This is a genomic window from Bradyrhizobium algeriense (assembly GCF_003062295.1).
In the GTDB taxonomy this organism is placed as follows: domain Bacteria; phylum Pseudomonadota; class Alphaproteobacteria; order Rhizobiales; family Xanthobacteraceae; genus Bradyrhizobium; species Bradyrhizobium algeriense.
The window spans coordinates 628248-654581 of the sequence record NZ_PYCN01000001.1 but is presented as its reverse complement, the minus strand read 5'-3'; the positions used below and the strand labels follow the sequence as shown (position 1 = coordinate 654581).

Here is a 26334-nt window from a genome sequence, read left to right as displayed (position 1 = left end):
GTTGTGCGACGGCTGTAGCTCCAGCCCGGCGCAACGACATGCGCCGGTGGTTATGGGTCCCCGCGTTCGCGGGGACGACTCGTGGCGAGGGCGTCGTTCACCGCTTGATCTGCGCCTTCAGCGTATCCTCGACCACGCGATCGAACGACGACGCTTTCGGCGGCGCCTTGCTGCGCTGGTCGGCAACGTATTTGTCGCGCTTGGCCACCAGCGCCGACAGCTTTTCGTTGAGCGCCTTGCGCTGGCCCATCTGCTTGTTGACCTCATCGGTGCGCTGCTCGGGCTTCATCGCGCGCAGATTGTCGGGCAGGTCTTCTTCCTTGATGGTGGAGAAGCTGCTGCGGCCGGCGGTCACGTCGGCGACGAGGTCGCCATCGCCGGTGACGGCCTCCGAGGTCACTTTCGAGCGCTTGTTGAGATAGCTCGCCATCTCCGAGGCCTGCGCGGGCGCAGCGGCGGCGACCTCGGACAATTGCTTGGTCTTGCCTTCGGTGCGCTTCTGCAGGTGTTTCGGCCCGTAAGGGATCACGGTGCCGTTGATCTCCCGCTGCAGGATGATGATCTCCTCGTCGTAGGGCGTTTCGATGATGACGACCTGGCCGCCGTCCTGCGGGATCGGGATGAAGCGGCCGTTGCCGTTCTGGGCGATGTCACGCCACACCCGCTCGGTATCGCGGGCATCGCCGGCCAGCACCGCGTTGACGATGATATCCTTCTGCTTCGCCACCGAAAGCGTGCGCGGATATTTGGTATCCTGCGCGTAATCCATGTGCGGCGGCGCGTCGCCGACCAGGAACACGATCCGCCTGGTGTCGCCGCCAGAGGTCCATTGCAGCTTGTTGACGGCCACGTCGAGCGCCTCGTTGACGCTCTCCGGCCAGTCGCCGCCGCCGCGGGCTTTCAGTTCCAGAAGGTTGGCGTAGAGATCCTGGATGTCGGTGGTGAGTTCGACCTTCTTGGTCACATAGTCGTCGCCGATGTCGCGATAGGCGACGAGGCCCATGCGGATGTCGGCGTCGGGGTTGGAATCGACGATCGCGGTCGCGATCGACCAGATCCTGCGCTTGGCGCCTTCGAGCAGGCCGCCCATCGAGCCCGTGGTGTCGAGCACGAAGGCGACTTCGACGGCGGGCTTTGCAAGGGCCGGTGACGGGCCGGCGGACAGCGACAGGGCAGTGAGGGCGAGGGCAAAAGCTGATGTAGCGATGCGGGGCATCGTCAGATCTCCTCCAGTGTTTTGTCCCTCAAAGCCAAGGTTCCCTTGGCTTCACGGTGCGCTGAGGTCCAAAAAAGGGCGGGTTGCGGACAAATTTGTGGCTCGCTTTGCGCCGGACTTGGCATCGCTGCTGGGTGGTCGTCGTGAAATCGGATAGGGTTCACGATCATGGAATCGCCTGCCCGCCAGATCAGCCTCGTGCCTCCATTGGACCGCCGCCAGTCGGAGACGGCGCTGGCGATCGCACGCGGCACCGGGCGGCTGTTGCGGTCGCTGGGGTTCTCCTGCATCAGCGAATTGCCGCTGCCCTCGGGGCGGCGCGCCGATCTGGTGGCGCTGAACGAGCGCGGCGAAATCTGGATCGTCGAGATCAAGTCATCGGTGGAAGATCTGCGCGCCGACCAGAAATGGCAGGATTACCGGATGCATTGCGACCGGCTGTTCTTTGCCTTCACGCAGGATTTGCCCTGCGAAATCTTCCCGCAAGACACCGGCCTGATCATCGCCGACGCCTACGGCGCCCACCTGCATTGCGAGGCCCCCGAGCATCGCCTGCCGGCGGCAACGCGCAAATCGATGACGGTGCGCTTCGCGATGGCCGCGGCGCAGCGGATCAATCGGCTAGTCGATCCGCAGGGGCATGTGGAGTTTTAGTTCGTCGTCATGCCCGGGCTTGTCCCGGGCATCCACGTCTTACAATGCTGCGGCGGCAAAGACGTGGATGGCCGGGACAAGCCCGGCCATGACGAGAAGAGCGATCGTCACAAATTAAAATCACCGCGGCGCGCGTTTCGCCAGAATCCGTTGCAAGGTGCGGCGGTGCATGTTGAGCCGCCGCGCGGTTTCGGAGACGTTGCGATTGCACATCTCGTAGATGCGCTGGATGTGTTCCCAGCGCACGCGATCTGCCGACATCGGATTCGACGGCAACTCGGATTTCTCGGTGCCGCTGGCGAGCAGCGCCGCGACGACGTCGTCGGCATCCGCAGGCTTCGAGAGATAATCCACCGCGCCCATCTTCACCGCCGTGACGGCGGTTGCGATATTGCCGTAGCCGGTCAGCACGATGGTGCGCGCGTCGGGGCGCTTGCGCTTCAGCGCCGAGACCACGTCGAGCCCGTTGCCGTCGCCGAGCCGCAGGTCCACCACCGCGAAGGCCGGTGCGGCCTTGTTGATCTGCGCCAGTCCGTCGGACACGGTGTCGCAGGATGTCACCGCGAAGCCGCGGGTTTCCATCGCGCGCGACAGGCGCTCGAGAAACGGCTTGTCGTCCTCGACGATCAGCAGAGAGCGGTCGGCGAGATCGTTCAGTTCGGCGATGGCGTTCAAAGTCGGGTTCCCCCGGGGTTGCGGATGTAGATCATCATATAGAGCATATGGCGCGGTAGTTTTGCACTGCCAAGGCCCCACAAAGTCAATCGACTCGCTTTCGCCTAATCCGCTGGGCCTACAGTACTTTCCTCGAAACGGGCGCGGGGCCAGGCGATCTGCACCACGGCGCCGTGATCGGGAAAGGTCCGGTTGGAGAACGAAACCTTGGCGCCGGTCCGTTCCAGCAGCGTGCGGGCGATGAACACGCCAAGGCCGAGGCCTGTGCGTTCGCGGTGGGCCTCATCGGCGCTGCGGCGCCTTGATAAATAGGGTTCTCCGATCCGTTTCAGCATATCGGGTGCGATGCCGGGGCCGTCGTCCGAAATGACGATTACGACCGAATCGGCGTTCCACCAGGCGTTCACCTCCACCGTCGTCCGCGCGAAATCCACGGCATTTTCCAGGATGTTGCCGACGCCGTACAGGATGGCCGGGTTCCGCGCGACGACCGGCTCCCGCGTGGCTGCGACAGCTAGCCGCACCCTAATGGCGACGCCAAAATCGCGATGCGGCGCCACCGCTTCCTCGATCAGCGTCGAGATCGGCATGAGGTCGAACGGCGCGCCGGAGGAGGAAAGCTGGGTGATCTTGGCCAGGATGTCGCGGCAGCGCTGCGCCTGCTCGCGCAGGGTTTTCAGATCGGACGCCAATGAGTCGTTGCCGTCGACCGTCTTTTCCAGCTCCCGCGAAATCAGGAAGATCGTCGACAGCGGCGTGCCGAGCTCATGCGCGGCGGCAGCAGCAAGGCCATCGAGCTGGGTCAAATGCTGCTCGCGCGTCAGCACCAGCTCGGTCGCGGCCAGCGCGTCAGAAAGTTTTCGCGCCTCCTCGGTCGCCTGGAACGCATAGAGGCTGGTGACGCCGATCGCGAGCACGATCGAGAGCCAGACCCCGAACAGATAGATCGGCGGCAGCACCAGCGGGTCTTCGCTGTCCCACGGCAGCGGCAAATGGAAGAACACCAGCGCCGAGGCGCAGGCGACCGCGAGCAGGCCGAGCCCGACCGTCATCCGAATCGGCAGCACCGTCGCCGAGATCAGGACCGGACCAAGGAACAGGAACGAGAACGGGTTCTGCAACCCCCCGGTCAGGAACAGCAGCGCGGCGAGTTCGACGATGTTGAGCGCGAGCAGCGCCGCTGCATAGGCCGGTTCCAGCCGCTGCATCGGGTCGAAGGCAATCTGCAGCGCGAGATTGAGCAGCGCCGAGATGCCGACGATGGCGACGCAGGCAATGACGGGAAAGGCGAATTCCAGACCATGCGCCACGATGAAGATCGCGGTGAGCTGGCCGAGCGCGGCCAGCCAGCGCAGCCGGAGGATCGTATCGAGACGGACATAGCGGTGCGGCAGGCGGAAATCGGAGGCGGCGACGTCGGTCATATCCGGAGTTTAGCCGTGCGGGCGTATGATCACAAATTCGCGCGGTCAGGTTCGCTTTCTCCGTCATGGCCGGGCATGGCCGTCCTTCCGGACGGCTATGCCCGGGCATGACGACCTTGCATGACGGGGTTCTTGCGCTCACCCCCGTGATGGCCCAATGAACGGGGCAGTCATGGACAATAGTGAGATAGCGCCAGCAAAGCCTCCCGCGGCCGGGCCGGAACGCTCCGCCGCGATCGACGTCGCGCATCTCATAAAACTCTACAAGACCACCCGTGCAGTGGATGACGTGTCGTTCCGGATCGCGCGCGGCAGCATCACCGGCCTGCTCGGCGGCAACGGCGCCGGCAAGACCACGACGATCGCCATGATCATGGGACTGGTGCTCCCGACCTCGGGGCGCGTCCAGGTGCTCGGTCATGCGATGCCGGAGGGAAGCGCCGAGGTGCTCGGCCGGATGAATTTCGAGAGCCCCTATGTCGACATGCCGATGCGGCTCACGGTGCGGCAGAACCTCACCATCTTCGGCCGGCTTTATGCGGTGCAGAATCTCGCCGAGCGCATCGAACAGCTCGCGTCCGACCTCGATCTCAAGGAATTTCTTGATCGCGCCAACGGAAAACTCTCGGCCGGCCAGAAGACCCGCGTCGCGCTGGCGAAAGCGCTGATCAACCAGCCCGAGCTGCTGCTGCTCGACGAGCCGACGGCCTCGCTCGATCCCGATACCGCCGACTGGGTGCGGCAGCATCTGGCGAACTACCGCAAGACCCATGACGCCACCATCCTGCTGGCGTCGCACAACATGCTGGAAGTGGAGCGGCTGTGCGACCGCGTCATCATCATGAAGCGCGGCCGCATCGAGGATGACGACAGCCCCGACCAGATCATGGCGCGCTACAACCGCACCACGCTGGAAGACGTATTCCTCGACGTCGCGCGCGGCCGGGTGGCGGAGGGGACATCATGAGCGACGTCGCCCGCGAGACCGCCACCCATTACGCCATTTCCTGGCATCGCATCCAGGCGATGGTGCTGCGCTACTGGTATCTCCTGATGTCGTCCTGGCCGCGGCTCCTGGAGCTGATCTACTGGCCGGCGCTGCAGATCATCACCTGGGGCTTTCTGCAGAGCTACATTTCGCAGAACGACGGCTTCTTTGCGCGTGCCGGCGGCACGCTGATCGGGGCGGTGATCCTGTGGGACATCCTGTTTCGTGGCCAGCTCGGCTTCTCGATCTCGTTCCTCGAGGAGATGTGGGCGCGCAACCTCGGCAACCTGATGATGAGCCCGCTGAAGCCGATCGAATTCCTGATCTCGCTGATGATCATGAGCCTGATCCGGCTCGCGATCGGCGTCATCCCGATGACGCTGCTGGCGCTGTTCTTCTTCGATTTCAACTTCTTCGCGATCGGGCTGCCGCTGATCGCGTTCTTCTGCAACCTGATCTTCACGAGCTGGTCGGTCGGAATTTTCGTATCCGGCCTGGTGCTGCGCAACGGCCTCGGCGCCGAGAGCATCGTCTGGACCTTGATGTTCGGCGTGATGCCGCTCGCCTGTATCTATTATCCGGTCGCGGTGCTGCCCGGCTGGCTGCAATATATCGCCTGGACGCTGCCGCCGACCTATGTGTTCGAGGGCATGCGCGCACTCCTGATCGATCACGTCTTCAGGGCCGACCTGATGGTCTGGTCGCTTGGCATCAACGTGGTGCTGTTCGTTGCCTCCTTTGCGATCTTCCTTGCCCTTTTGCGCAGCGCCAAACATCACGGATCTTTGCTCGGGGGTGGCGAATAAGTCACAGTTTCCCGTGGTTTTCCGGGGTTTTGCGTCCCTTATACATCTGGATAGGCGCGTTCGGTGCATTGACGCATTATTACGCATTCTGCACTATGCTGCGGCGCAAACAGAGGTCAGAAATAAAATGCCGATTGGTGAGTTTGGCGGCGCACCGCCCCTGGTGGCCGAAGGCAGTCCGGCGCTCACGACGCCGATGTACTGGATGTACGAGATGGGTCACGCGTCGCTCAACCCGGCACGCGCCGTGACCGACGCCACCAAAATCCTGTTTCAAAACCCGCTGAATCCCTGGTCGCACACCGAATTCGGCAAATCGATCGCCGCGGCCTGCGAATTGTTCGAGCGCACCACGCGCCGCTACGGCAAGCCCGAATGGGGTCTCGACACCACCGAGGTCAACGGCGTCCGCACGCCGGTCGAAGTCCGCTCGATCTGGGAAAAGCCGTTCTGCCGTCTGCTGCATTTCGATCGCAAGCTGACCCGGCCCTTGCGCAGCCCGCATCCGCGCGTGCTGATCGTGGCGCCGATGTCCGGCCATTACGCGACGCTGCTGCGCGGCACGGTCGAGGCGTTCCTGCCGACGCATGAAGTCTACATCACCGACTGGTCCGACGCGCGGATGGTTCCTCTCACCGAGGGCCGCTTCGATCTCGATGACTATGTCGATTACGTCATCGAGATGCTGCACGTGCTCGGCGGCAACATGCATGTGATCGCGGTGTGCCAGCCTTCGGTGCCGGTGGTGGCGGCGGTCTCCGTGATGGAAGCCGAGCGCGATCCCTTCGTGCCGCTGTCGATGACGCTGATGGGCGGCCCGATCGATACCCGCCGCAATCCCACGTCAGTGAACAATCTCGCGGCCGAGCGCGGCATCGAATGGTTCCGCAACCATGTCATCACCAAGGTGCCGTTCCCGCATCCCGGCGTGATGCGCGACGTCTATCCGGGCTTTTTGCAGCTCTCGGGCTTCATCACCATGAATCTCGATCGCCATACCGACGCGCACAAGGCCCTGTTCAACAATCTGGTGAAGGGCGACGGCGACATGGTCGACAAGCACCGCGAATTCTATGACGAGTATCTCGCGGTGATGGATCTGACGGCGGAGTATTACCTGCAGACCGTCGATGTCGTCTTCGTCAAGCACGCGCTGCCCAAGGGCGAGATGACCCATCGCGGCAAGCTGGTCGATCCGTCGCAGATCCGCCGCGTGGCGCTGATGACGGTGGAAGGCGAGAAAGACGACATCTCCGGGCTCGGTCAGACCGAAGCGACGCACGCATTGTGCCCGCATATTCCCGATCATCGACGTGTGCATTACGTGCAGAAGGGTGTCGGCCATTACGGCGTGTTCAACGGATCGCGATTCCGTTCCGAAATCGTGCCGCGCATCTCCGATTTCATGATGTCGGCGGCCAATACCAAGATTTCAGCGGCTGCTACCAAGCCAACATTGGTCCGTGCAGCCGAATAGTGCCCCGGGCGACATCGATTCCGGGTCGCCTATAAGTTGCTGAGAAGATTCAAACATTCCGGATTCCGGTCGAATCAAGCAGTGAGTTCAGACTCACTCCTTGAGGCCGTTTTTGACCCCCGGTTCCAGCCGAAATTTTGGGTTCCAGCCCCATTCCCTAGAGGCTATTTGCCGCCAAGCCCCTGTATATTGGGCAAATGATTTGTTTTTGCGCCGAGCAATTTAGATGCGATTTCCCTGGCGGCGGATATGGCAGAATCCGGGCGAACTCCTGCTCCCCGGACTCCAAGACATGGCTACTCGCGCCCTCCTTTATCGGCGGCCCGCCGAACCCGCGACTCTTTTGGTCAAGCACGGCTCGCAAGTCTTTGCGATCAGGCTGCGCCGGCACCGCCGCGCGCGGCGATACACCTTGCGCATTCATCCAACGGATCGCGAAGCCATCCTGACGATGCCGCCGCGCGGCACGATCATGGAAGCCAAGGATTTTGCGCAGCTTCACGGCGGCTGGATCGCCGCCCGTCTCGGCCGTCTGCCGAAGGCCGCACCGTTTCAGGCCGGCACTGTCATACCGTTGCGCGGTGTGCCGCACCGGATCGTGCATCGCGCGGGCGAGCGCGGCACGGTGTGGACCGAAACCCGCGACAGCGGCGAGAAGATTTTGTGCGTCGCTGGCGATTTCGAACACATGGACCGGCGCGTCCACGACTTTCTCAAGCGCGAAGCGCGCAAGGATCTGCACAAGGCATCGCTCGCCTACGCGGCGGATCTCGGCGTGCGGGTCAGGCGGGTGTCGATCCGCGACCAGTCGAGCCGCTGGGGTTCATGCACATCGGCCGGATCGCTGTCGTATTCCTGGCGATTGATCCTCGCGCCGCCCTATGTGCTGGACTATCTCGCCGCCCATGAAGTCGCCCATCTCGTCGAAATGAACCACTCGCCCAGGTTCTGGCGCGTCGTGGATCGTATTTGCGACCATGTCGAACGCGCCAAGCGCTGGCTCGATACCCACGGCAACGATTTGCATCGTTACGGGGTCGAGGATTAGCACTCAATCGTAGCCCGGGTGGAGCGAAGCGAAACCCGGGGGCGGTTTCGAATGCAGCGACCCTGTTCCCGGATTGCGCTTCGCTCCATCCGGGCTACGCGCGAAGCGCCTACCTTCCAAACAGCCGGTCCACCAGCCAGCCATCCAGTCCTGCGGCTGCTTCCGGGCGTGCCGATGGATTCGGCGGTGGCGCGGACGTTCTCGCCGGTGGCGGCCGATATCCGCCGCTCTGCGGGACCGGCGCCGGCTGCGGCGCTGCGCTGACCTGCGACGCGGTCTGGAACAGGTTCGACATGAAGCCGCCACGCTGCGCGTTCGGCAGGCTCGCCACCGCCACGCCCTGATGCGCCGTGCGCATGAAGCGGGTCCATACTTCCACCGGCAGGCCGCCGCCGGTGGCCTTCCTGGTCGGCGAGTTATCGTCATTGCCGAGCCAGACGCCGGTGACGAGGTTCGCCGTGTAGCCGATAAACCAGGCGTCGCGGAAATCCTGGCTGGTGCCGGTCTTGCCGGCGGCCATCCAGCCCGGAATCTCCGCCTTGCGCGCGGTACCGGACAGCAGGGTTTCCAGCATCATCGTGTTCATCATCGCGGCATGGCGCGGCTCGATCACCTGGCCGGTCCGGTCGGGCTGCCGCACATACAGCACCTTGCCCTCATTGGTACGGATCTTGGTCACGACATGCGGGGAGACGCCGAGCCCGCCATTGGCAAAGGGTGCATAGGCGCCGACCAGTTCGATGACCGAGACTTCCGAGGTACCGAGCGCGATCGAAGGATTGGCCTCGAGCTTCGATGAAATCCCCAGCCGGTGCGCGGTCCGCACCACGTTCTTTGGCCCAACCTCGAGGCCGAGCCGCACCGCGACCGTGTTGAGCGACATCGCCAGCGCCTGTGTCAGCGTCACCGAGCCGAAATATTCATGGGTGTAGTTCTCAGGTTTCCAGCCCTTGAGATCGAGCGGCGCGTCCTGGCGGATCGTTTCCGGCGTCAGGCCGCCTTCGATCGCCGTCAGATAGATGAACGGCTTGAACGCCGAGCCGGGCTGGCGTTTAGCCGTCACCGCGCGGTTGTACTGGCTGTCAGCATAGTTCCGCCCGCCGACCATGGCGCGCACCGCGCCTTCGGGCGTCATCGCCACCAGCGCGCCCTGCGTGACGTTGAATTTCACGCTCTTCGCGGCCAGCTCGTCGATGATGGCGGCTTCCGCGACACTCTGCAGTTTCGGATCGATCGTGGTTTCGACCACGATGCTCTGGTCGATCTGGCCGACGAGATCGTCGAGCACCTCGCCGATCCAGTCGGCGACGTAATTGACCGTGCCGGCGCCGGCCGGCTTCACCTTGTACGAGGGATGGCCGATCGAGGCCTTGGCCTGGGCGGCGCTGATGAATTTGCCCTCCGCCATCGCCGCGAGCACGATCTGAGCGCGCGCCTCTGCGCCTTCGGGGTTGCGGTTGGGCGCCAGCCGCGACGGCGATTTGACGAGGCCCGCCAGCATCGCGGCTTCCGCGACCGTGACGTTCTTGGCTGATTTGCCGAAATAGCGTTGCGAAGCCGCCTCGACGCCATAGGCGCCGGAGCCGAAATAGACGCGGTTGAGGTAGAGCTCGAGAATTTCGTTCTTGGAGTGCTTGCGCTCCAGCCACAGCGCCAGCTCCACTTCCTGCAGCTTGCGCGCCATGGTGCGTTCCTGGGTCAGGAACAGGTTTTTCGCGAGCTGCTGCGTTAGCGTCGAGCCGCCCTGCGACACGCCGCGATGCAGGATGTTGGCAACCGCCGCGCGCGCGATGCCGACGGGGTCGATGCCGTAATGCGAATAGAAGCGGCGGTCCTCGATGGCGATGAACGCCTTCGGCAGATAAGGCGGCAGATCCTTCAGTGCGACATTGGTGCCGGCCATTTCGCCGCGCGAGGCCAGCAGGCTGCCGTCGACGCCGACAATCTGAATGGTCGGCGGGCGCTTTGGAATTTCCAGCGACTGGATCGCCGGCAGATGCGCGCCGACCCAGACCACGACGCCGATGATCGCGATCGCGGTCCACAGGCCGAGCACCGCGCCCCAATAGATCAGCCGGCCGAACCTGATCCGGCCGCGTGATTTCGCGCGCCGCTTGGCGCCGCCCTTGGCCGCGCGCGGCTTCCTCTCGCGCGGCGGCGGCTCGTCATCGTCCTCTTCGTGCTTGCGCTTGGGCACTGATTTCTTCGGTTTGTCGTCGTCGACGGCGGCTGGGATGCGATCCTCGGGAGAGAGGCGCAGATCGGCGAGCGCTGCAGGAAGCCCAAACAGCGGCTCCTCGCGTCCGCCGCGCTTTTTCCGTCCCCACGCCATGACAAACGCCGTTCACACCCGTCTCATCGCACGCTAGCGAGGGCTGTTTAAGGGACGGTTACGGAAAGGTTAACGCGGGATTAGGAGGTGCGGCGGGGCGTGCTAGCATCAGCGCAAGGAACCGTGTTTTCGGAGGAAATTTGAGATGGGCCATATCGATCCGACCAAGGAAGTATTCGCGCAATTCAAGGCCAACGACCGGCCGGGGCCCATCCACATGCTCAACCTGGTTCGTTTGCGCGTGCAGGCCGCCTATCCCGACGGCCGCAAGGCGACGGGCGCGGAGGCCTACGCGGCCTATGGGCGCGAAAGCGGCCCGGTGTTCGAACGGCTCGGCGGCCGCATCGTCTGGCAGGGCCGGTTCGAGCTGATGCTGATCGGACCCGAGGCCGAGCGCTGGGACCACTGCTTCATCGCCGAATATCCAAGCGTCGCGGCGTTCGCCGAGATGATCCGCGATCCCGTCTATCGCGAAGCGGTCAAGCACCGCCAGGCCGCGGTGGAGGATTCCCGCCTGATCCGGCACGCGGTGCTGCCGGCCGGCAAGACCTTTGGCGAGATACCGAAGTAGGGCGCGATGCGTAGGATGGGTGGAGCGCAGCGATACCCATCGATCCGGCAACACACGCTCCTGCGATGATGGGTTTCGCTGCGCTCTACCCATCCTACAAAAAATCGGCGGCCCCGAGGGGCCGCCGATCGCTTCTTTCCGCCGATCGTTTCGATTGGGCCGCAGCGACTAGCCCGCCGGGCCGGTGTCCTCGAGGATCGGGCCGAACATTTCCCAACGCTCGCCGTTGAACCGCATCATCTGCAACTGCTTGTTGACGCGGTAATCGTCGGGCGTGGTGTTGGCGAGGATACCCGGCAGCGACAGATCGAGCTGAACATTCTTGAGGCTGGTGGCCTGCTTCATGACGTTTTCGCGGGTGAGATTATCGCCGCACTTTTCGAGCACGTGGATCATCAATTGCGAGGTCGAGTAGGCATAGGAATTGAAGCTCGAATCCTTGTCGCCATCGGGATAGTACTTCGCCATGAACTCGAAATACTTCTTCATGCCGGCGTCGTCCTTCCAGGTCGGATCCAGCGGATCCTTGCCGTAGTTGACGCTGATCACGCCCTTGGAGGCTTCCAGCCCCGCCGGTTTCATCACCGCGCCGACCGAGGTGGCGTTGATGTCGAGGATGTGCACCGGCTTCCAGTTAAGCTCGTGGATCTTCTTGATGGCCTGCGCCGCCTGCTTGGGCGTGGTCGCCGAGAAGAACAGGTCCGCGCCGGCGTCCTTGATCTTGAGGATCTGCGAATCGATGGTCGGGTCGGAGACTTCGTAGGAAGCTTCCGACACGATCATCTTCGCGGCCTTGTCGCCGAGGCCGGACTTGATGCCGTTCAAATAATCCTTGCCGAGGTCGTCGTTCTGATAGAGCACGCCGATCTTGGCGTTCGGATATTCCTTCAGGATGTACTGGCCATAGATCCGGCCCTCGACGAAGTAGTTCGGGTTAAAACCCATCGTCCACGGAAAATTCTTCGGATCGGTGAACTTCGACGCGCCGGTGGCGGCGAACAGCTGCGGCACCTTTTTCGAATTGAGATATTTCTGCACCGCTGCGTTCGAGGGCGTGCCGAGCAGCTGGAAGGTGAGGAGTACTTCGTCGCTCTCGACCAGCTTGCGCACCTGCTCGACCGCTTTGGGCGGCGAGTAGGCGTCGTCATACTGGATCAGGTTGATCTTGCGGCCCTTCACGCCACCCTGATCGTTGATCATCTTCATATAGGCAGCCTGGGTCTTGCCGATGGTGGCATAGGCGGAGGCCGGTCCCGAGAATGGATTGGTCTGGCCGATCTTGATCTCGGTATCGGTCGCGCCGGTGTCGTATTTTTTCTGCGCGTAAGCCGACGACGCCGACAGCGCAACCGCAAGCGCCGTGCCGGTGACCAGATGGAAAATACTCTTCCTCATAATGCTGCGTTCCTCATGTGTTCATGATTGAGCCGATGATCTTGCCGCGGGCTGGATTTGGCCGGCGGCGTCATCGCTGCCACAATAGTGGCGGAAGCCATATTGCAATGCAAGGTATCCAGCAGTCGGGTTTCGGGTACCAGGTTCCGCTTGCTCAAAAAAGAGTCCATACCTTGGTGTCAGGCGCAAAATGATGCAGGTGCGCGGGCAGGGACATCACGGGGGTCAAAACAAAAGCCGCCGGCATCATGGGTGACGCCGACGGCTTCTCTCTTGAATCGGGGCAGGCCGCTAACCGGACGGTCCGGTATCCTCGATGATCGGGCCGAACAGTTCCCAGCGCTCGCCATTGAACTTCATCATCTGCATCTGCTTGTTGATGCGGTAGTCGGTCGGCGAGGTGTTGGTGACCATGCCCGGCAGCGACAGGCTGCCGGTGACGTTCTTCAGGCTGGTGGCCTGCCGCATGATATTCTCGCGCGTGAGATCGTCGCCGCACTGTTGCAGGATCTTCACCAGCAATTCCGCGGTCGCATAGCCGTAGACGTTGACGGTGTTGAGCTTGTCGCCCTCGGGGTAATATTTGTCCATGAAGGCGAAATAGGCCTTCATGCCGGGATCGTCCTTCCATGTCGGATCGAGCGGATCCTTGCCGTAGTTGGTGGAGATGATGTCCTTGGAGATATCGAGGCCTGCGGGCTTGAGCGTGGCGGAGATCGGGCTCGCATTGATGTCGAGGATATGCACCGGCTTCCAGCCGAGGTCGGCGACCTTCTTGATCGCTTGGGCCGCAAATTTCGGCGTCGAGGCATTGTAGAGCAGGTCGGCGCCCGCCGCCTTCAGCTTGACGATCTGCGAGTCGATGGTCGGATCGGTCAGCTCATAGGACGTTTCGGCGACGATCATCGACGGGGCCTTGGCGCCGAGGGCGTCCTTCAAGCCGGTGACATAATCACGGCCAAGATCGTCGTTCTGATAGAGAATACCGATCTTGGCGTTTGGATGGTTCTTCAGAATGTATTGGCCGTAGATGCGGCCCTCCGTCTGGTAGTTGGGATTGTATCCCATCGTCCAGGGGAAGTTCTTCGGGTCGGTGAATTTCGATGCACCGGTCGCGGCGAGGAGCTGCGGCACTTTCTTCGAATTGAGGTATTTCTGCACGGCGGCGTTCGACGGCGTGCCGATGATCTGGAAGGTGAACAGAACCTCGTCGCTCTCGACCAGCTTGCGCACCTGTTCGACGGCTTTCGGCGGCGAGTAGGCGTCGTCATACTGGATCAGGTTGAGCTTGCGGCCGTTGATGCCGCCCTGTTCGTTGATCATCTTGAAATAAGCGGCCTGCGTCTTGCCGATGCCGGCATAGGCCGACGCCGGGCCCGAGAACGGAACGGTCTGGCCGATCTTGATTTCAGTGTCGCTTGCGCCGGTATCGTATTTCTTCTGCGCACTTGCAGATGTCGCCGATAGCGCGATCGCAACCGCCGTGCCTGCAAGGAGATGAAGAATGCCACTTCTCATATCGCTGCCTCCGTTATGTTGACCGATGATCGTGTCCGGTCATCGGTTCGGATGGCCAGCCGTCATCGTTACCAGGGAGTTTGGCGGAACGGATTTGGCAACGCAAGGCAGTGACGGAAAGGTGAGCCTGTCAAGCCAGCCAGAGCAGAACCAAAGCGAGCGCCGCGGGCGCCGCCTGCACGTAGAGGATCCGGCGGCTGACGGTTGCCGCACCATAGCCGCCGGCCACGATCACGCAGAGCAGAAAGAACACCTTGATCTGGAAGGCGAAGGCAGGATTGGGATGGAACAGGCCCCAGACGAGGCCTGCGGCCAGGAAGCCGTTATACAGGCCCTGGTTGGCGGCCAGCACCGCGGAGTCCCTTGCCTTCTCGATTCCGTTGCGGAAGATTTTCAGGCCCAGCGGCCTGGTCCAGAGAAACATCTCCAGCACCAGAAAAAACACATGCAGCGCGGCAACCACCGCGACGAGAAAATTGGCGATGAAGATCATGTTGCGGTCCCCCAACCGGCAGCGGAATTCGGGTGGACGCTAGCACGCGACGGGTGAAAGGTGCGGAACGCCAGCCGATATTTTTCAGGGCAGATATTTTTCAGGGAATACCGATGACAGAGAGTTTTGACCTCGACCGCCTGCCAACGCCAATCGGGACGGCGCTGCTGGTCACCGATGCGGACGGCCTGCTCCGCGCGCTGGACTGGGAGGATCATGAGCCGCGCATGAAGCAGTTGCTGCGGCTGCATTATGGTGCGGTGGAACTGAAGAATGCGCGGGCGCCGCGCGAGCTGCGGGCCGCATTGACCGGCTATTTCAAGGGCGACCTCGACCGCCTTGCTGCGATCGAATGGCGCGTCGCCGGCACGCCGTTTCAGCAAAAGGTCTGGAACGCGCTGCCCCGGATTCCCGCAGGCACGACGCTGAGCTATGGCGCGCTCGCCGCGAAGCTCAAAATGCCCAAAGCCGTCCGCGCCGTCGGCCATGCCAACGGCTCCAATCCGATCAGCGTCGTCCTGCCCTGTCACCGCCTGATCGGCGCCAACGGGTCGCTGGTGAAGTACGGCGGCGGGCTGGAACGTAAGCGCTGGCTGTTGCAGCACGAGGGCGCTCGGATTCAAAAAGGGGACGGGTCAATCAAGCGGCTGGGAGGTGTGCTTGAGGACCCGTCACAAGTTTGATCGAGACTTCAGCTAGAGCATGATCTGGAAAAGTGGGTGCCGGTTTTCCCTCGCGACAAACGCGGAACGCGTTTGCGTGGAGATCATGCTCAAATCAAAGAGATAGAGCGGGATGACGATTCGAAGAAAAGTCATCACGCTCTAATCAAGGCCTCGCGTGTTTCGCATGTCCCGCACGATATAGACGAACACAAGAATCGTGGGTGCCCAGGCCAGTATCGCGCCCGCCAGCATCGCTTGCACTGTCGTCATGATTGCTCCTTGGGTGTCCGTTCCGTGGCTGGATCAGCTTCTTTCCGCGACCGAGGGCTCAGGGCATTTGTAGAGCCATTTCCAGTAGGCCTTGTTGCGTTCCACCTGACGCTTGTAGAGCTCGCGGCACTTCGCCGAGCAAAACTGTTCGAGGTACCAGCTGCGCCGGACCAGCCCGAAGGGGCGCTTGCATTCCGGATTTCCGCAACAATTGGTCATGACGCGACCTCCGCATTCGTACGCCGTATCCAGCGAATGAAATTCTCGTGACCCTTGTCGAGACAGAAGCGTCCGCAGTAGCGCTCAAGCGCAGGATTTCGCAGAGAGATGATTTTCGGGTCTTCACTGTCGCAATGAGAGCAGCGCGGTTCTAAACGCATGGCGACCTCCTCTTAAGGAATTGCCACTTGCCGAATCAAAATGTGATGCTTTGCTGTCGCCTTCGTTCTCTCGAGGAGCGACGATGCGAAGTCTCGCGCCGGCTCCGCCTTTCTTCAACCTGTCTACATGTTTGGCGAGGTCATCCTTGCGTATAGCCGGTCCGCAACACACTAACGCGGCGCCCACCCTGTTGGGTCATTTGCCGGTTGCCGCGCCCTTTCCTTCCAGGGCGGTATCGAGGCATCCGATCAAGACTTCCCCGTCGAAGGGCTTGGTCAGATAGCAGACCGCCCCGGCCTTCAGAGCGCGCGCGCGGTCGCTCTCGACGGCGAAAGCGGTGATGAAAATGAACGGCAGGCTGTGTCCCCGGGCGAGCAGGTGAGCCTGCAATTCGAGCCCGCTCATGGTAGGCATTCTGATATCCGTGATCACGCACGATGTGTCACCCAGCTGGGACGATCGCAAGAACTCCTCGGCCGACGCGAACGTATGGACGACGTAGCCAAGCGATCTCACGAGGTTGTGGGTCGCGGCGCGAACGGATCCATCGTCGTCGATGATTGAAATTACCGGTGGGTTGGACACAGCGGTCCTTCCTGGAGACGACCAGAGGGCGTCTTTGTGCTGCACAGCCGCGTGATGGGAGAGTGCGTCCGAAATCGGAGTCGGAGAATCATACTTAGGTTTGCGGCCCGCCGGATGCGGGCTTGATCCCGAGCATCTCCGCCATCCTCACCAGGTCAGGCAGCGACTTCGCAGCCATTTTCCGCATGATGTGCCCACGGTGTATCTTCACGGTGATCTCGGCAATGCCGATTTCGGCGGCGATCTGCTTGTTCATGAGGCCGGTCGTGACCAGAGCCATCACCTCTCGCTCCCGAGGGGTCAGGGTCGCAAAGCGAGCATGCAAGCCTGAGAGGGCCTTGGCTTCATTGCGGCTAACCCGGTCGCGTTCGATTGCCTTGGTTACGGCGTCCAGCATGTCCTGGTCGCGGAATGGCTTGGTCAGGAAGTCGACGGCTCCGGCCTTCATCGCCCTGACCGTCATCGGGATATCGCCGTGACCCGTCATGAAGATGATCGGAATGTGGATGCCGGCCTTCGCCAGCTCGGCTTGAAAGTCGAGACCGCTCAACCGGGGCAGCCTGATGTCGAGGATCAGGCAGCTGGCCACGTTCGGAAGCGTACTCTGCAGAAACTCGTGAGCCGAACCGAACACTTCGACCCGCAAGCCCACCGACCGGAAAAGATTGCTCAGAGCGTCACGCATCGATGCGTCGTCATCGACAACGAAGACAACTGGTTCTTCGGCACCTGTGAGGTTGTGAGGCGATGCTGGGCGGCCGGTCACGTACCGTCCTCCTGATGCAATGGCAAGGTGAACTGAAACGTCGCGCCGGGGCCGGCATTGCCGGAGGCCGATAGCCGTCCTCCGTGTGCGGTGACAATCGAGCGGCAAATCGACAGGCCCATGCCCATGCCGCTGGATTTGGTGGTGAAGAAGGCATCGAACAGCCGATCGGCATTCTCGGCGGCCACCCCGACACCGCAGTCGCTCACCGTGACCAGCACCTGGCTTGTCTCATCCTGCCATGTCCGGATCACCAGCTCGTGCGGCCGGTCCTTGATCGGCTGCATCGCTTCAATTCCGTTGATGACGAGGTTGAGGATGACTTGCTGCAGCTGGATCCGGTCGGCGAGGACCAGGGGGAGGGCGGGGGCAAGGTCCAGCCGCAGCGCCACCCGATGGCTGAACAGCTGATGCTGCACGAGGCCGATAACCTCGTTGACGACGTCATTGATCTGGAGCGGCGCCTTCTGATCTGCAGTCTTGTCCACGAGCGCACGGACGCGCTGGATCACTTCGCCTGCCCGATTGCCGTCCTTGACAATCGATTGCACGGCGCCGCGCGCTTCTTTCAGGTTGGCAGGTTCGCGGTCGAGCCAGCGCAGGCATGCGGCGGCATTGGTGACGACGGCGGCGAGCGGCTGGTTCACTTCATGGGCGATCGACGCGGCGAGCTCGCCCAGTGCAGTCACGCGCGTGACATGCGCGAGGTTCGCCAGCGCTTCGTGCAACTCCGCTTCGGCTCGCTTGCGGGAGGTGACGTCCGCTACCGCTCCGACAAATTCGATCTCGCCCGACGCATCCGTTACGGCATGCGCGGTGGCATGGACATGCTTGACCGAGCCGTCGGGCATCAGCAATCGATATCCGTGCGCGAAGTCCTTTCCGTCGCGGGATGCGCGGTCGATGATCTGTTGTACGCGCACACGATCGTCTGGATGAACGCGCTGAAAAACCGTGGCGTGTTTGATGGAGGGGGTCTTGTCGTAGCCAAATATTCTGAATGTTTCCTCCGACCAAATGAGCTCGCCGCTGGCGACACGCCAGCCGTAGCTGCCGGTGTGGCTCAATCGCTGGGCTTCGGCCAGATACATTTCACTTTGCCGCAGCGCATCTTCGGCCAGCTTGCGTTCCGTGACGTCCTCGCATGCGATCAGGACGATCAGTTGATTGTCCAGCCGCCGCACGGCCTTGGCGTTTTCACGAACCCAGAGCGACGAACCGTCCTTGCGAACCTTGCATATCTCCCAACTGTGGGTTTGGCCGATATTTTTCAGGCATATGCCAACGTTGCTCCGGGCCGCATGTTGCTCTTCGGCGGGAAAGACTTTCAGCACGGATTGCCCGAGCAATTCGCTGACGGAATAGCCGAGTTGTGCAGCGCCGAATGTGTTGACGGACAGGACGGTGCCGGCCGCGTCGACCATGAAATACATCACCGGGTTGTGCTCGAATACCTCCTTCCATTGCGCTTCGCTATGACGCAGCGCTTCTATCGCGTGTTGTTCGGCCCTCGCGCGGCCGTGGAGCACGGCTTCCATTTGCCTGCGGGTCGTGCCCACCCGGAGCATCATGAACAGGGAGGCGAGAAGCGAGGCGATGAGCAAGGCGACGGCGGTCAAATAGGCGGGGGCCGGCGGTGCGGGGCCGAGCACAAGCCAGATGAAAGCCGCCATCGCCAACGCCAGCACCATGCTGCCCAGCAGCCATTGCTCAGCCGAGCGCCAGGATTTCATGGTCTGGTTACGCATCATCGGCGGCATCGCTCGGCCACATGGGGCCCGCTGCGTCGCTAGGTGATCTCTATCATCAGCGGCGACAACGTCGCCCTCCCAACAGGCTGCATGTTAGCAGCTTTTGGACGTCCGGAGGAAATTCCGGAGGACGTAAAAGTCCGGGGCGGTCCTTGCGTGCCCCGATGCGCCTCCCGGGAGTGCGGCATTCCGTTCACCCGCCGCGGCCCGGATAGCGATCCCAAACCTAGGTATGATCCTGCCAACCGAATGTAACGTGTGGATCAACCTCCGTTCAATGGTCTGTATCGTTTCAATGGTGAAGCTTATCGGGTAACCTGATGGCATAAGATTTTTTATGAAATTGCCCTGCGGGAAAGGCCTTTACGCGAGACCTTCAACTGGACGTCTTGCCGAACGCAAACATCTCGTTGCAGTTGTCAAACCCGTAACCCAGCGCTCGTCGACCGCAAATTTGGGGATTGATATGCCGAAAGCACGCCTGCACTTGATCCGTTGCTCCGATGACATCGGACCCGAAGCACGGCGCCGGAGATCGGACCGCAGCTTCCGACCCTCCGTGATCGATGGCGGCAAGCGGGCCATCGACGCGCCGGCAGGGGGCCCATGGCAAGCTGGCCTCGAACTGTTCGATCTGGGTCTTCTGGTTTTCCAGGCAAACTATCTGGCCTTCGTCGCAGCGAGCCTGACAGTTCTCGAGCTCCATGGGTGGGCTGATTTCCAAACAGAACAATCAGACGCGAGATAGCTCGTTTGCGGTCATCGCCCGATCGGCGCTGATAGTTCGTTGGTCAAATGTTGTAGCGGGCTCGCGCGGAAAGCTCTGCAGCACGAGGGCGTGAGCCTCCAATTGGCGCCAGAATTGCCGCCGGTCCGCGGGGCGCGGGCCATGTCAGGTGATTAGAAGTTGCGGATTCCAGCCACGTGTGCGACGCTCTGTAGCATTAAAGCCCGAGATCGCAAGGTAGCGCCATGGATGACAGCCTGCCCGAACTGGGCGACCTCGAACGCGAGGTCATGCAACTGGTTTGGGCCAATGGTCCTGTCACGGCCGAGGCCGTCCGCGAACGGCTTTCCCGCCCATTGAAAGAATCGACCGTCCGCACCGTGCTGCGACGATTGGAAGACAAGGGCTACACCACGCACACCGTGGATGGACGGACCTATGTCTATCAGGCCGCCGAGCCACGCGCGCGGGTTGCGGCGAAAGCCGTCCAGCGCATCGTCGACTGGTTCTGCAACGGCTCCGTCGAAGAGGTCCTAGTCGGCATGGTGGACACGGCGATGCTCGACCAGCGCCAGCTGCGCACGCTGGCCGATCAGGTTGCCAAGGCCAAGACCAAAATCGAGACCAGGACTGAGAGCAAAGCCGGGACCAAAACCGAGGCGAAGGGACGGAGGAGATAATGCTGGCGATTCTGGCGGAGTCGGCGCTGCGCTCCCTGTTGCTGGGAGGCGTCGTGTGGATCGGCTTGAATCTTTTTCGGGTGCGAAATCCGCACCTGCACATGACCTCCTGGGCCATGGTGCTGCTGGTGTCGCTGTCGATGCCGCTGTTGATGCATTGGACCACGGTGACCGTCACCGTGAACGCGCTGTCGGTGCCGGCGGCCGAACATTTCTGGCCTGCGGGTCCATCGAGCAGTCCGTCGCTGGAGCCGCTGCGTGAGATGCTGCCGGCTGAGCAGAGCATGGCGGCCGCACGCACAGTGTCTGCGCAGCCGCTGAACTGGCTGGCACTGGCCACCATCGTTTATGCCCTCGTCGCCGGCCTCTTGCTATCGAGGCTGGCGGTCGGCCTCTACCTGACCTGGCGGCTGGCCCGCGCCGCCAAGCCGATGCGCGAGCCCTGGACCGCCGACTGGAGCGTGCGCGTGAGCAGCGTGCTCGCCGGGCCCGTCACCTTCGGGTCGACCATTCTGCTTCCGCCGCAATGCTTCGATTGGGATCTGCGCAAGCGCCAGGCCGTGCTGGCCCATGAAGGGGCGCACGTCGCCAACCGCGATTTCTATCTGCTGCTGCTCGCCGCGCTCAATCGTTCGGTGTTCTGGTTCAGTCCGTTCGCGTGGTGGCACCACACTAGGCTGGCCGAATTGGCCGAAATCATTAGCGACGCAAGGGCGCTCGAAGTTGTCGAGGACAGGTTGTCCTACGCCGAGATCCTGCTCGACCTCGTGCAGCACGTTCGGCGGGCGCCGGTGGGAATCGAAATGGCGAGGGCCTGCACGGTGCGCAGCCGGGTGGAGCTCATTCTCGCGGCAACCGCGGCCCCGGCGAAGCTGGGCTGGGGCAAGCGCATCGGGACCGCGGCCGTCATTCTGCCGGTTGTCATCGTCTCTGCCGGCTCGATCGCCTATCGCACCGCGCCGGTGCCTTCGCCGGCGCAAGAGCTCACAGCCTTGCCTGCGACGGCCGTGCGCATGCCGCAGTCCGTCTCCTTCTATTCATTGGGCCGCGCGTCGATCTTCACCGTCTCCCGGGAAGGCGACGAGTTGTTCGGTCAGGTCAGCGGGCAGCGAAAGCTCCGTCTGGCCGCGCTGGGTGATGGGACCTATTTCTACCCGGCGGCGGCCGGCACGATTACGCTGGCCGTCGGCCATGAACGGCGGCCATCCGCTCCGGTGCTGAACCAGAGCGGCCGCAGCATCACCGCGATCAGGACGGCCGAATTGTCGTGGCAAGGGATCGCGGCGGATGCGGCCCGGCTGGATTCATATGTCGGCGCGTACCAGTTGGGACCAGGCCGCGTCCTCACCGTCACCCGCGATGGCGAGCGGCTCTCTGCGCAGGAGACGGGGCGGTCGAAATTCGAGATCGTGGCGCGCGGCGCCGATGCCTTTGCCGGGGGGCATGACGAACTCGTTATTTTTCTGGGCGACAGCCAGGCCAAGATGAACCAGGTTCTGCTTCACGAGCCGGTGTCCGGCGCGCGTCTGGCGCCGCGGGTCTCCGCCGCCAGGGCCAGGCTGATCGAGGAGGAATTCGCGCGCCGAATTGCGGCGGCGCCGGACCGGTTCAGGGAGCAGACCCCGCTGCCAGGCAGCAAGGAGGCGATCCTGCAGGGGATCGAGGGTCTGCAGCGCGGTGCTCCCAATTACGAGCGGATGAGTGAATCGCTGGCGGCCAAGATCCGTCGCCAGTTTTCCGAGTTGCAGTCCACGTTCAAGGCGTTCGGTGCCGTCGAGTCGATTTTCTTTCGCGGCGTCGGCCCCGGCGGTTACGACATCTACGGCGTGAAGTTCGTCAACGGCGTTGCGGAATTCCGCTTGCTGCAAGGAGCGGACGGCAAGGTCGAAGACGTCATTTTCCGGCCCGACGGCAACGACAGGCCGGGCGGGATCGTTGCCTGTTCCGGCGAGCAAGGCTTGAGAGCCGTCAGCGAGACCGCACCGATCAGGGTGCTGATCTACAACGGCAGCGGGAGCGACATTCAGCTCTTCCGGCTGGACGCGGATGGAAACCGCGTAGCCTTCGGCACGATCGGGGAGGAGATGTCATTCCCGATCACGACCAATGTCGAAAGCCCTTGGGTGATCGCCGACGCTTCCGGGAAATGCCTGGAGATCGTGCTGCCGGGGCAGCGGACGCGCTTTCACACGATCGGCGAGCGCGCGGCTCCGCCCCGCACCGTTCCGCTGGCCGGGAGCGAAGTGACGCTGCGCCAGTATATCGAGGCCATGGGCCGCGGCGAGCCGGACTACGAGCGCATGACGTCCGAAGTTGCGGCGCAAACCCGGCAACAACTTCCGTTCAACCAGGCCATTCTTTCCCGGCTCGGCGTCTTGCGCGCGATGTCGTTCCGGGGCGTCTCGAGTCTCGGCAGCGACATCTACATCGCCCAGTTCGCCAACGGTTCGGCGGAGTGGCGGATCGGTCTGCTCAAAGACGGCACGATCGGACGAATTGCGTTGGGTCCGCAGTATTAGCCGCTTCATCCTTCGAGACGCACGCCGACGCCTGCGCCTCGGGATGAGGTCCTCCTCCCCGCGAAACGTGTACAGCCCCTCATGTGTGAGGCGCGCGGCCCCGCCGCACAATCCGGGCGAGCCGCACTCAATCCTTGCTTGCACCGCAGTTCCCTAAGTGCTACGAATCGTAGCACTACAGGATGTCGCATCCTTGGGTGTTGCCATGAGCCGTTCTGCAAAGGCTGAAGCCGCGCTAGCCCTCCATCGGTTCGGAATGGGGCCGCGTCCGGGATCGATCGCGGCGATCGAGGCCGACCCGCGCGGCGCGTTGCTCGCTGACCTCGATCGTCCCGCAACCAGCGAACTCGCTGCCGCCAATCTGCCTTCGAGCGCCAAGGCCTATCGCGCGGTGACCGACGCGCTTGCGAAGCGGCAGGCGAAGGCGATCGTCGCCAAGAAAGAGCAGGACGCGAAACGCCTTCAGATGGCGGAAGCGCCCGCGATGATGGAAGGCGCCGCGCAGGGCACGGGCGAGATGGCGGCGAAGATGGCCGCTGAAGCTGTCCCCGATCCGGGGCGGCGGATCTATCTCGAAGAGGCGCGGATTCGCGTCGCGGCCGCGCTCGGCGCCGAAATCGGTTTTGTCGAGCGGCTGGTCTGGTTCTGGTCCAATCATTTCTGCGTCTCGGCCGACAAGATCAGGAGCATGTCCGGCGCTTACGAGCGCGAGGCCATCCGCCCTCACGTGCTCGGCCGCTTCACCGACCTGTTGCTGGCGGCCGAGGGCCATCCGGCGATGCTGTTCTATCTCGACCAAACGGTTTCGATGGGCGCGAATTCGACCGCCGGCCTCAACCGCAGCCGCGGCCTGAACGAAAATCTCGCCCGCGAGATTCTCGAGTTGCATACGCTGGGCGTGCGGACCGGCTATACCCAGGATGACGTCATCGGCTTCGCCAACATTCTCACCGGATGGACCCTGGTGCCGCCCAGCGACAATCCCGAGCATGGCGGTGAATTCACCTTCAATCCCCGCTTGCACGAGCCCGGCGCGCAGAAGGTGCTGGGAAAGTCTTACGAGGACGAAACGGTGGAGCAGGGCCGTGCCGTGCTGCGCGATCTCGCCGCCAATCCCGCGACAGCTTCGCATGTGGCAACCAAGCTGGCCCGCCATTTCGTGGCCGATGCGCCGCCGCCTGCGCTGCTGGAAAAGATGTCGAAGGCTTTCCTCGATACCGGCGGCGATCTCAAGCAGGTCGCCAGGGCGATGGTCTCGTCCGACGAAGCGTGGAAGCAGCCGCCGGCCAAACTCAAACGGCCCGGCGAGTGGGTCGTCGGCATGGTGCGCGCGACCGGGCTCACGCAGACCGACCCTGTGCGGTACACGGATGGACAGGTCCTGCTCGGCGAACCGTTGTGGCGGCCGCCGTCGCCCAAGGGTTTCCCGGACGACGAAGCATCCTGGATCGACGGCATGGGACGGCGGCTCGACGTCGCCAATTATTTCGCCGAGCGCATCGCAGGCAGGACCGATCCCCAGGACGTCATCGAGACCGTGCTCGGATCGCAGGTGTCGCCGGAGGTGAAACAGGCGGTTGGCCGCGCCGAGAGCCGCCAGCAGGCGCTCGTGCTGTTGTTCATGTCGGCCGAATTCCAGAGGAGGTGAGCATGACCTTTCGCCGCCATCTGCCAAGTCATCTGCCAACTCGCCGCGAAGCGCTGATCGGCGCCGGCAGCCTGTTCGCGTGGAGCCAGATGCCGAAGCTCGCACGCGCCGAGGGCCGCGATCCGCGCATGCTCGTCATTGTGCTGCGGGGCGCGCTCGATGGTCTCGGTGCAGTCGCGCCGGTCGGCGATCCCGCCTGGATCGGCCTGCGCGGCGACCGCGCGCTCGTGCTCGACGGCAAGCCGCCGGCATTGCCGCTCGACAGCTTCTTCGCGCTCAATCCCGCGATGCCGAACCTGTACCGGCTCTACAAGGCGCAGCAAGCGACCATCGTGCACGCCACCGCAACGCCCTATCGCGAGCGCTCGCATTTTGACGGCCAGGACGTTCTCGAAAGCGGCCTCGCGCGGCCGGGCGCTGTCGACACCGGCTGGCTCAACCGTGCACTTGTCGAACTGGCGTCGGATGGCCGGATCGATCCGCGCGGCAGCCGTGTCCTTGGTGTGGGCTCCGTGACGCCGCTGGTGGTCCGCGGTCGCGCGCCGGTGCTGTCATGGGTGCCGCAAAAGCTATTGCCGGCCAACGAAGACACCCAGGCCCGGCTGCTCGATCTCTATAAACACACCGACCCGAAGCTGGCGGCCGCGCTCGAAGCAAGGATTCGTCTGGCTGCGCTCGGCGCTACCGGACCATCGGATGCTGCGATGGTCGACAGTGCTGCTCTTGCTGTTCCCGGCATCGCCGGGGTACGGGCCTATTTTGCGGAAGCTGCCGGCACTGCGGCCCGCTTTCTCGCCAAGCCCGACGGCCCGCGGGTCGGCGCGGTCGGCTTCATCGGCTGGGACACCCATATCAACGAGGGCGCGGCCTCCGGTCAGCTCGCCAACCTCCTGGGTGCGCTCGACGGCGCGCTGGCGGCCATCGAGACCAATATGGGCGACGCCTGGCGCGAGACGGTGGTCGCCGTCATCACCGAGTTCGGACGCACCGCGCGTATCAATGGCACCAACGGAACCGACCACGGCACCGGCACCGTGGCGGTTCTTGCCGGCGGCGCTTTGCGGGGCGGGCGCGTGGTCGCCGACTGGCCGGGACTGAAGCAAGCCCAGCTCTATGAGGAACGCGACCTCAAACCCACCACCGATCTGCGCGCGGTGCTCAAGGGCCTGCTCCGCGATCACTTGAGAGTCGACGAGCGTGCGCTCGCAAGCACCGTGTTTCCCGACAGCATCGGAATCGCGCCGATTGCCGGTCTCGTTGGCTAATCAAGGAGGTCTACCATGAAGTCACTGGTCATCATCCCCCCGCAGAGCGGGGTTTATGTCGGCCCCTACAGCGGCAGGCACTTCGCCGGAATGCAGAAGCTGTAACGGCCTCGCGCAAAAATTGGTTCGATGTCTCCTGCTTCCGTATCCCGGCGCTTCCTATGTCGATATTCACAGGCCGCGAGCTCGAATTCCTCACCAGCTTGAATGGCAGCTGGACGAGGCTCTATCGCAACGAGCTCGCGCGCCTCCTGCACAAGGTTGACGACCGATGCGACGCCCACCGCGAAGCCCGTTCCATCATTCAGATCTCGGCGGCCCCTTCCTCGCCTTCGCGCCGAAAACCTGCGACGACGACCATGAAGTAACGCGCGGGTCGTTGGCGCACGACCACCTGCCTTACCCGGCGCGCCGTCAGCGGTCGTCCGTTCTCTCGCTGCTGATCGATGCGCTGCGCTATCGCAGGCATCGTCCCGTGGC

Annotated in this window: 22 protein-coding genes and 1 pseudogene; 11 read left to right on the top strand and 12 right to left on the bottom strand. The window is 63.0% G+C overall.

Annotated features, from left to right (window positions below):
- Positions 1 to 97: 97 nt before the first annotated feature.
- The gene (locus C7G61_RS03095; protein ID WP_108512557.1) at positions 98 to 1216 is read right to left on the bottom strand and encodes a vWA domain-containing protein; all 1119 of its coding nucleotides are present in this window, start codon (positions 1214 to 1216) and stop codon (positions 98 to 100) included.
- A gap of 168 nt (positions 1217 to 1384) precedes the next feature.
- On the opposite strand from C7G61_RS03095, the gene C7G61_RS03090 reads away from it, so the two are divergent.
- Positions 1385 to 1870 (top strand): MmcB family DNA repair protein, encoded by a 486-nt coding sequence (locus tag C7G61_RS03090; protein WP_108512556.1) that lies wholly within the window; start codon positions 1385 to 1387, stop codon positions 1868 to 1870.
- A 120-nt stretch (positions 1871 to 1990) separates the two neighbouring features.
- Here C7G61_RS03090 and C7G61_RS03085 read toward each other — a convergent pair whose 3' ends face one another.
- Entirely contained in the window at positions 1991 to 2545 is a 555-nt protein-coding gene (locus C7G61_RS03085; protein WP_057852373.1) for an ActR/PrrA/RegA family redox response regulator transcription factor, read from the bottom strand.
- A gap of 104 nt (positions 2546 to 2649) precedes the next feature.
- A complete protein-coding gene (locus tag C7G61_RS03080) occupies positions 2650 to 3969 on the bottom strand; it encodes an ActS/PrrB/RegB family redox-sensitive histidine kinase (RefSeq protein ID WP_108512555.1) in 1320 nt (439 codons plus the stop codon).
- Positions 3970 to 4141: 172 nt separating this feature from the next.
- Between C7G61_RS03080 and C7G61_RS03075 the strand changes: the two genes are divergently transcribed.
- The 4 genes and pseudogenes from C7G61_RS03075 (at position 4142) to C7G61_RS03060 (ending at position 8288) form a co-directional block, all read left to right on the top strand.
- Positions 4142 to 4936 carry an ABC transporter ATP-binding protein gene (locus C7G61_RS03075; RefSeq protein WP_108512554.1) on the top strand — a complete coding sequence of 265 codons (795 nt, stop codon included), beginning with the start codon at positions 4142 to 4144 and terminating at the stop codon, positions 4934 to 4936.
- Positions 4933 to 5763: an ABC transporter permease gene (locus C7G61_RS03070; protein ID WP_108512553.1), complete on the top strand. Its 831-nt coding sequence runs from the start codon at positions 4933 to 4935 to the stop codon at positions 5761 to 5763. Before C7G61_RS03075 ends, C7G61_RS03070 begins: the two co-directional genes overlap by 4 nt.
- A 127-nt stretch (positions 5764 to 5890) precedes the next feature.
- Positions 5891 to 7240: a polyhydroxyalkanoate depolymerase gene (locus tag C7G61_RS03065; RefSeq protein WP_108512552.1), complete on the top strand. Its 1350-nt coding sequence runs from the start codon at positions 5891 to 5893 to the stop codon at positions 7238 to 7240.
- Positions 7241 to 7437: 197 nt separating this feature from the next.
- A pseudogene (locus C7G61_RS03060) lies at positions 7438 to 8288 on the top strand (M48 family metallopeptidase).
- A 109-nt stretch (positions 8289 to 8397) separates the two neighbouring features.
- On the opposite strand, the gene C7G61_RS03055 reads toward C7G61_RS03060, so the two are convergent.
- Positions 8398 to 10620, bottom strand: coding sequence for a penicillin-binding protein 1A (locus tag C7G61_RS03055; protein ID WP_108512551.1), 2223 nt, complete (start codon positions 10618 to 10620; stop codon positions 8398 to 8400).
- 145 nt (positions 10621 to 10765) lie between these two features.
- Here C7G61_RS03055 and C7G61_RS03050 point away from each other — a divergent pair, with 145 nt between their 5' ends.
- Positions 10766 to 11191, top strand: a complete 426-nt coding sequence (locus tag C7G61_RS03050) for a DUF1330 domain-containing protein (RefSeq protein ID WP_108512550.1) — start codon at positions 10766 to 10768, stop codon at positions 11189 to 11191.
- Positions 11192 to 11359: 168 nt separating this feature from the next.
- Here the strand turns inward: C7G61_RS03050 and C7G61_RS03045 are convergent, their stop codons facing one another.
- From C7G61_RS03045 to C7G61_RS03035, 3 genes are all read right to left on the bottom strand, one after another.
- Positions 11360 to 12586 (bottom strand): ABC transporter substrate-binding protein, encoded by a 1227-nt coding sequence (locus C7G61_RS03045; RefSeq protein WP_108512549.1) that lies wholly within the window; start codon positions 12584 to 12586, stop codon positions 11360 to 11362.
- Between the two features lie 291 nt (positions 12587 to 12877).
- Positions 12878 to 14104, bottom strand: coding sequence for an ABC transporter substrate-binding protein (locus C7G61_RS03040; RefSeq protein ID WP_108512548.1), 1227 nt, complete (start codon positions 14102 to 14104; stop codon positions 12878 to 12880).
- Between the two features lie 130 nt (positions 14105 to 14234).
- Complete coding sequence (locus C7G61_RS03035; RefSeq protein WP_108512547.1) at positions 14235 to 14597, bottom strand: DUF1304 domain-containing protein; 363 nt, start codon at positions 14595 to 14597, stop codon at positions 14235 to 14237.
- A 113-nt stretch (positions 14598 to 14710) separates the two neighbouring features.
- Here C7G61_RS03035 and C7G61_RS03030 point away from each other — a divergent pair, with 113 nt between their 5' ends.
- Positions 14711 to 15280: a methylated-DNA--[protein]-cysteine S-methyltransferase gene (locus tag C7G61_RS03030; protein WP_108512546.1), complete on the top strand. Its 570-nt coding sequence runs from the start codon at positions 14711 to 14713 to the stop codon at positions 15278 to 15280.
- A 285-nt stretch (positions 15281 to 15565) separates the two neighbouring features.
- On the opposite strand, the gene C7G61_RS03025 is transcribed toward C7G61_RS03030, so the two are convergent.
- The 5 genes from C7G61_RS03025 to C7G61_RS44425 form a co-directional block, all read right to left on the bottom strand.
- Positions 15566 to 15751: a hypothetical protein gene (locus C7G61_RS03025; RefSeq protein ID WP_108512545.1), complete on the bottom strand. Its 186-nt coding sequence runs from the start codon at positions 15749 to 15751 to the stop codon at positions 15566 to 15568.
- Positions 15752 to 16108: 357 nt separating this feature from the next.
- On the bottom strand, positions 16109 to 16498 hold the full coding sequence (locus tag C7G61_RS03020; protein ID WP_108512544.1) for a response regulator transcription factor: 390 nt from the start codon (positions 16496 to 16498) through the stop codon (positions 16109 to 16111).
- A gap of 94 nt (positions 16499 to 16592) precedes the next feature.
- Complete coding sequence (locus C7G61_RS03015; RefSeq protein ID WP_108512543.1) at positions 16593 to 17264, bottom strand: response regulator transcription factor; 672 nt, start codon at positions 17262 to 17264, stop codon at positions 16593 to 16595.
- Entirely contained in the window at positions 17261 to 19015 is a 1755-nt protein-coding gene (locus C7G61_RS03010; RefSeq protein ID WP_108512833.1) for a PAS domain-containing sensor histidine kinase, read from the bottom strand. Before C7G61_RS03010 ends, C7G61_RS03015 begins: the two co-directional genes overlap by 4 nt.
- Positions 19016 to 19391: 376 nt before the next feature.
- A complete protein-coding gene (locus C7G61_RS44425) occupies positions 19392 to 19721 on the bottom strand; it encodes a hypothetical protein (RefSeq protein WP_190241634.1) in 330 nt (109 codons plus the stop codon).
- A gap of 266 nt (positions 19722 to 19987) precedes the next feature.
- Between C7G61_RS44425 and C7G61_RS03000 the strand changes: the two genes are divergently transcribed.
- From C7G61_RS03000 to C7G61_RS02985, 4 genes are all read left to right on the top strand, one after another.
- Positions 19988 to 20422, top strand: coding sequence for a BlaI/MecI/CopY family transcriptional regulator (locus C7G61_RS03000; protein WP_108512541.1), 435 nt, complete (start codon positions 19988 to 19990; stop codon positions 20420 to 20422).
- Positions 20422 to 22941, top strand: coding sequence for a M56 family metallopeptidase (locus tag C7G61_RS02995; RefSeq protein WP_108512540.1), 2520 nt, complete (start codon positions 20422 to 20424; stop codon positions 22939 to 22941). The genes C7G61_RS03000 and C7G61_RS02995 overlap by 1 nt, the downstream gene beginning before the upstream one ends.
- A gap of 205 nt (positions 22942 to 23146) precedes the next feature.
- Entirely contained in the window at positions 23147 to 24589 is a 1443-nt protein-coding gene (locus C7G61_RS02990) for a DUF1800 domain-containing protein (RefSeq protein WP_108512539.1), read from the top strand.
- A 2-nt stretch (positions 24590 to 24591) separates the two neighbouring features.
- A complete protein-coding gene (locus C7G61_RS02985) occupies positions 24592 to 25854 on the top strand; it encodes a DUF1501 domain-containing protein (RefSeq protein WP_108512538.1) in 1263 nt (420 codons plus the stop codon).
- The last annotated feature ends 480 nt before the right edge of the window (positions 25855 to 26334 follow it).

Bases quoted from the DNA above. Each gene is read 5' to 3' on its own strand.
- C7G61_RS03095 (WP_108512557.1), bottom strand. From the start codon at position 1,216: ATGCCCCGCATCGCTACATCAGCTTTTGCCCTCGCCCTCACTGCCCTG.
- C7G61_RS03090 (WP_108512556.1), top strand. From the start codon at position 1,385: ATGGAATCGCCTGCCCGCCAGATCAGCCTCGTGCCTCCATTGGACCGC.
- C7G61_RS03080 (WP_108512555.1), bottom strand. From the start codon at position 3,969: ATGACCGACGTCGCCGCCTCCGATTTCCGCCTGCCGCACCGCTATGTC.
- C7G61_RS03075 (WP_108512554.1), top strand. From the start codon at position 4,142: ATGGACAATAGTGAGATAGCGCCAGCAAAGCCTCCCGCGGCCGGGCCG.
- C7G61_RS03070 (WP_108512553.1), top strand. From the start codon at position 4,933: ATGAGCGACGTCGCCCGCGAGACCGCCACCCATTACGCCATTTCCTGG.
- C7G61_RS03065 (WP_108512552.1), top strand. From the start codon at position 5,891: ATGCCGATTGGTGAGTTTGGCGGCGCACCGCCCCTGGTGGCCGAAGGC.
- C7G61_RS03055 (WP_108512551.1), bottom strand. From the start codon at position 10,620: ATGGCGTGGGGACGGAAAAAGCGCGGCGGACGCGAGGAGCCGCTGTTT.
- C7G61_RS03050 (WP_108512550.1), top strand. From the start codon at position 10,766: ATGGGCCATATCGATCCGACCAAGGAAGTATTCGCGCAATTCAAGGCC.
- C7G61_RS03045 (WP_108512549.1), bottom strand. From the start codon at position 12,586: ATGAGGAAGAGTATTTTCCATCTGGTCACCGGCACGGCGCTTGCGGTT.
- C7G61_RS03040 (WP_108512548.1), bottom strand. From the start codon at position 14,104: ATGAGAAGTGGCATTCTTCATCTCCTTGCAGGCACGGCGGTTGCGATC.
- C7G61_RS03035 (WP_108512547.1), bottom strand. From the start codon at position 14,597: ATGATCTTCATCGCCAATTTTCTCGTCGCGGTGGTTGCCGCGCTGCAT.
- C7G61_RS03030 (WP_108512546.1), top strand. From the start codon at position 14,711: ATGACAGAGAGTTTTGACCTCGACCGCCTGCCAACGCCAATCGGGACG.
- C7G61_RS03025 (WP_108512545.1), bottom strand. From the start codon at position 15,751: ATGACCAATTGTTGCGGAAATCCGGAATGCAAGCGCCCCTTCGGGCTG.
- C7G61_RS03010 (WP_108512833.1), bottom strand. From the start codon at position 19,015: ATGATGCGTAACCAGACCATGAAATCCTGGCGCTCGGCTGAGCAATGG.
- C7G61_RS44425 (WP_190241634.1), bottom strand. From the start codon at position 19,721: ATGGAGCTCGAGAACTGTCAGGCTCGCTGCGACGAAGGCCAGATAGTT.
- C7G61_RS03000 (WP_108512541.1), top strand. From the start codon at position 19,988: ATGGATGACAGCCTGCCCGAACTGGGCGACCTCGAACGCGAGGTCATG.
- C7G61_RS02995 (WP_108512540.1), top strand. From the start codon at position 20,422: ATGCTGGCGATTCTGGCGGAGTCGGCGCTGCGCTCCCTGTTGCTGGGA.
- C7G61_RS02990 (WP_108512539.1), top strand. From the start codon at position 23,147: ATGAGCCGTTCTGCAAAGGCTGAAGCCGCGCTAGCCCTCCATCGGTTC.
- C7G61_RS02985 (WP_108512538.1), top strand. From the start codon at position 24,592: ATGACCTTTCGCCGCCATCTGCCAAGTCATCTGCCAACTCGCCGCGAA.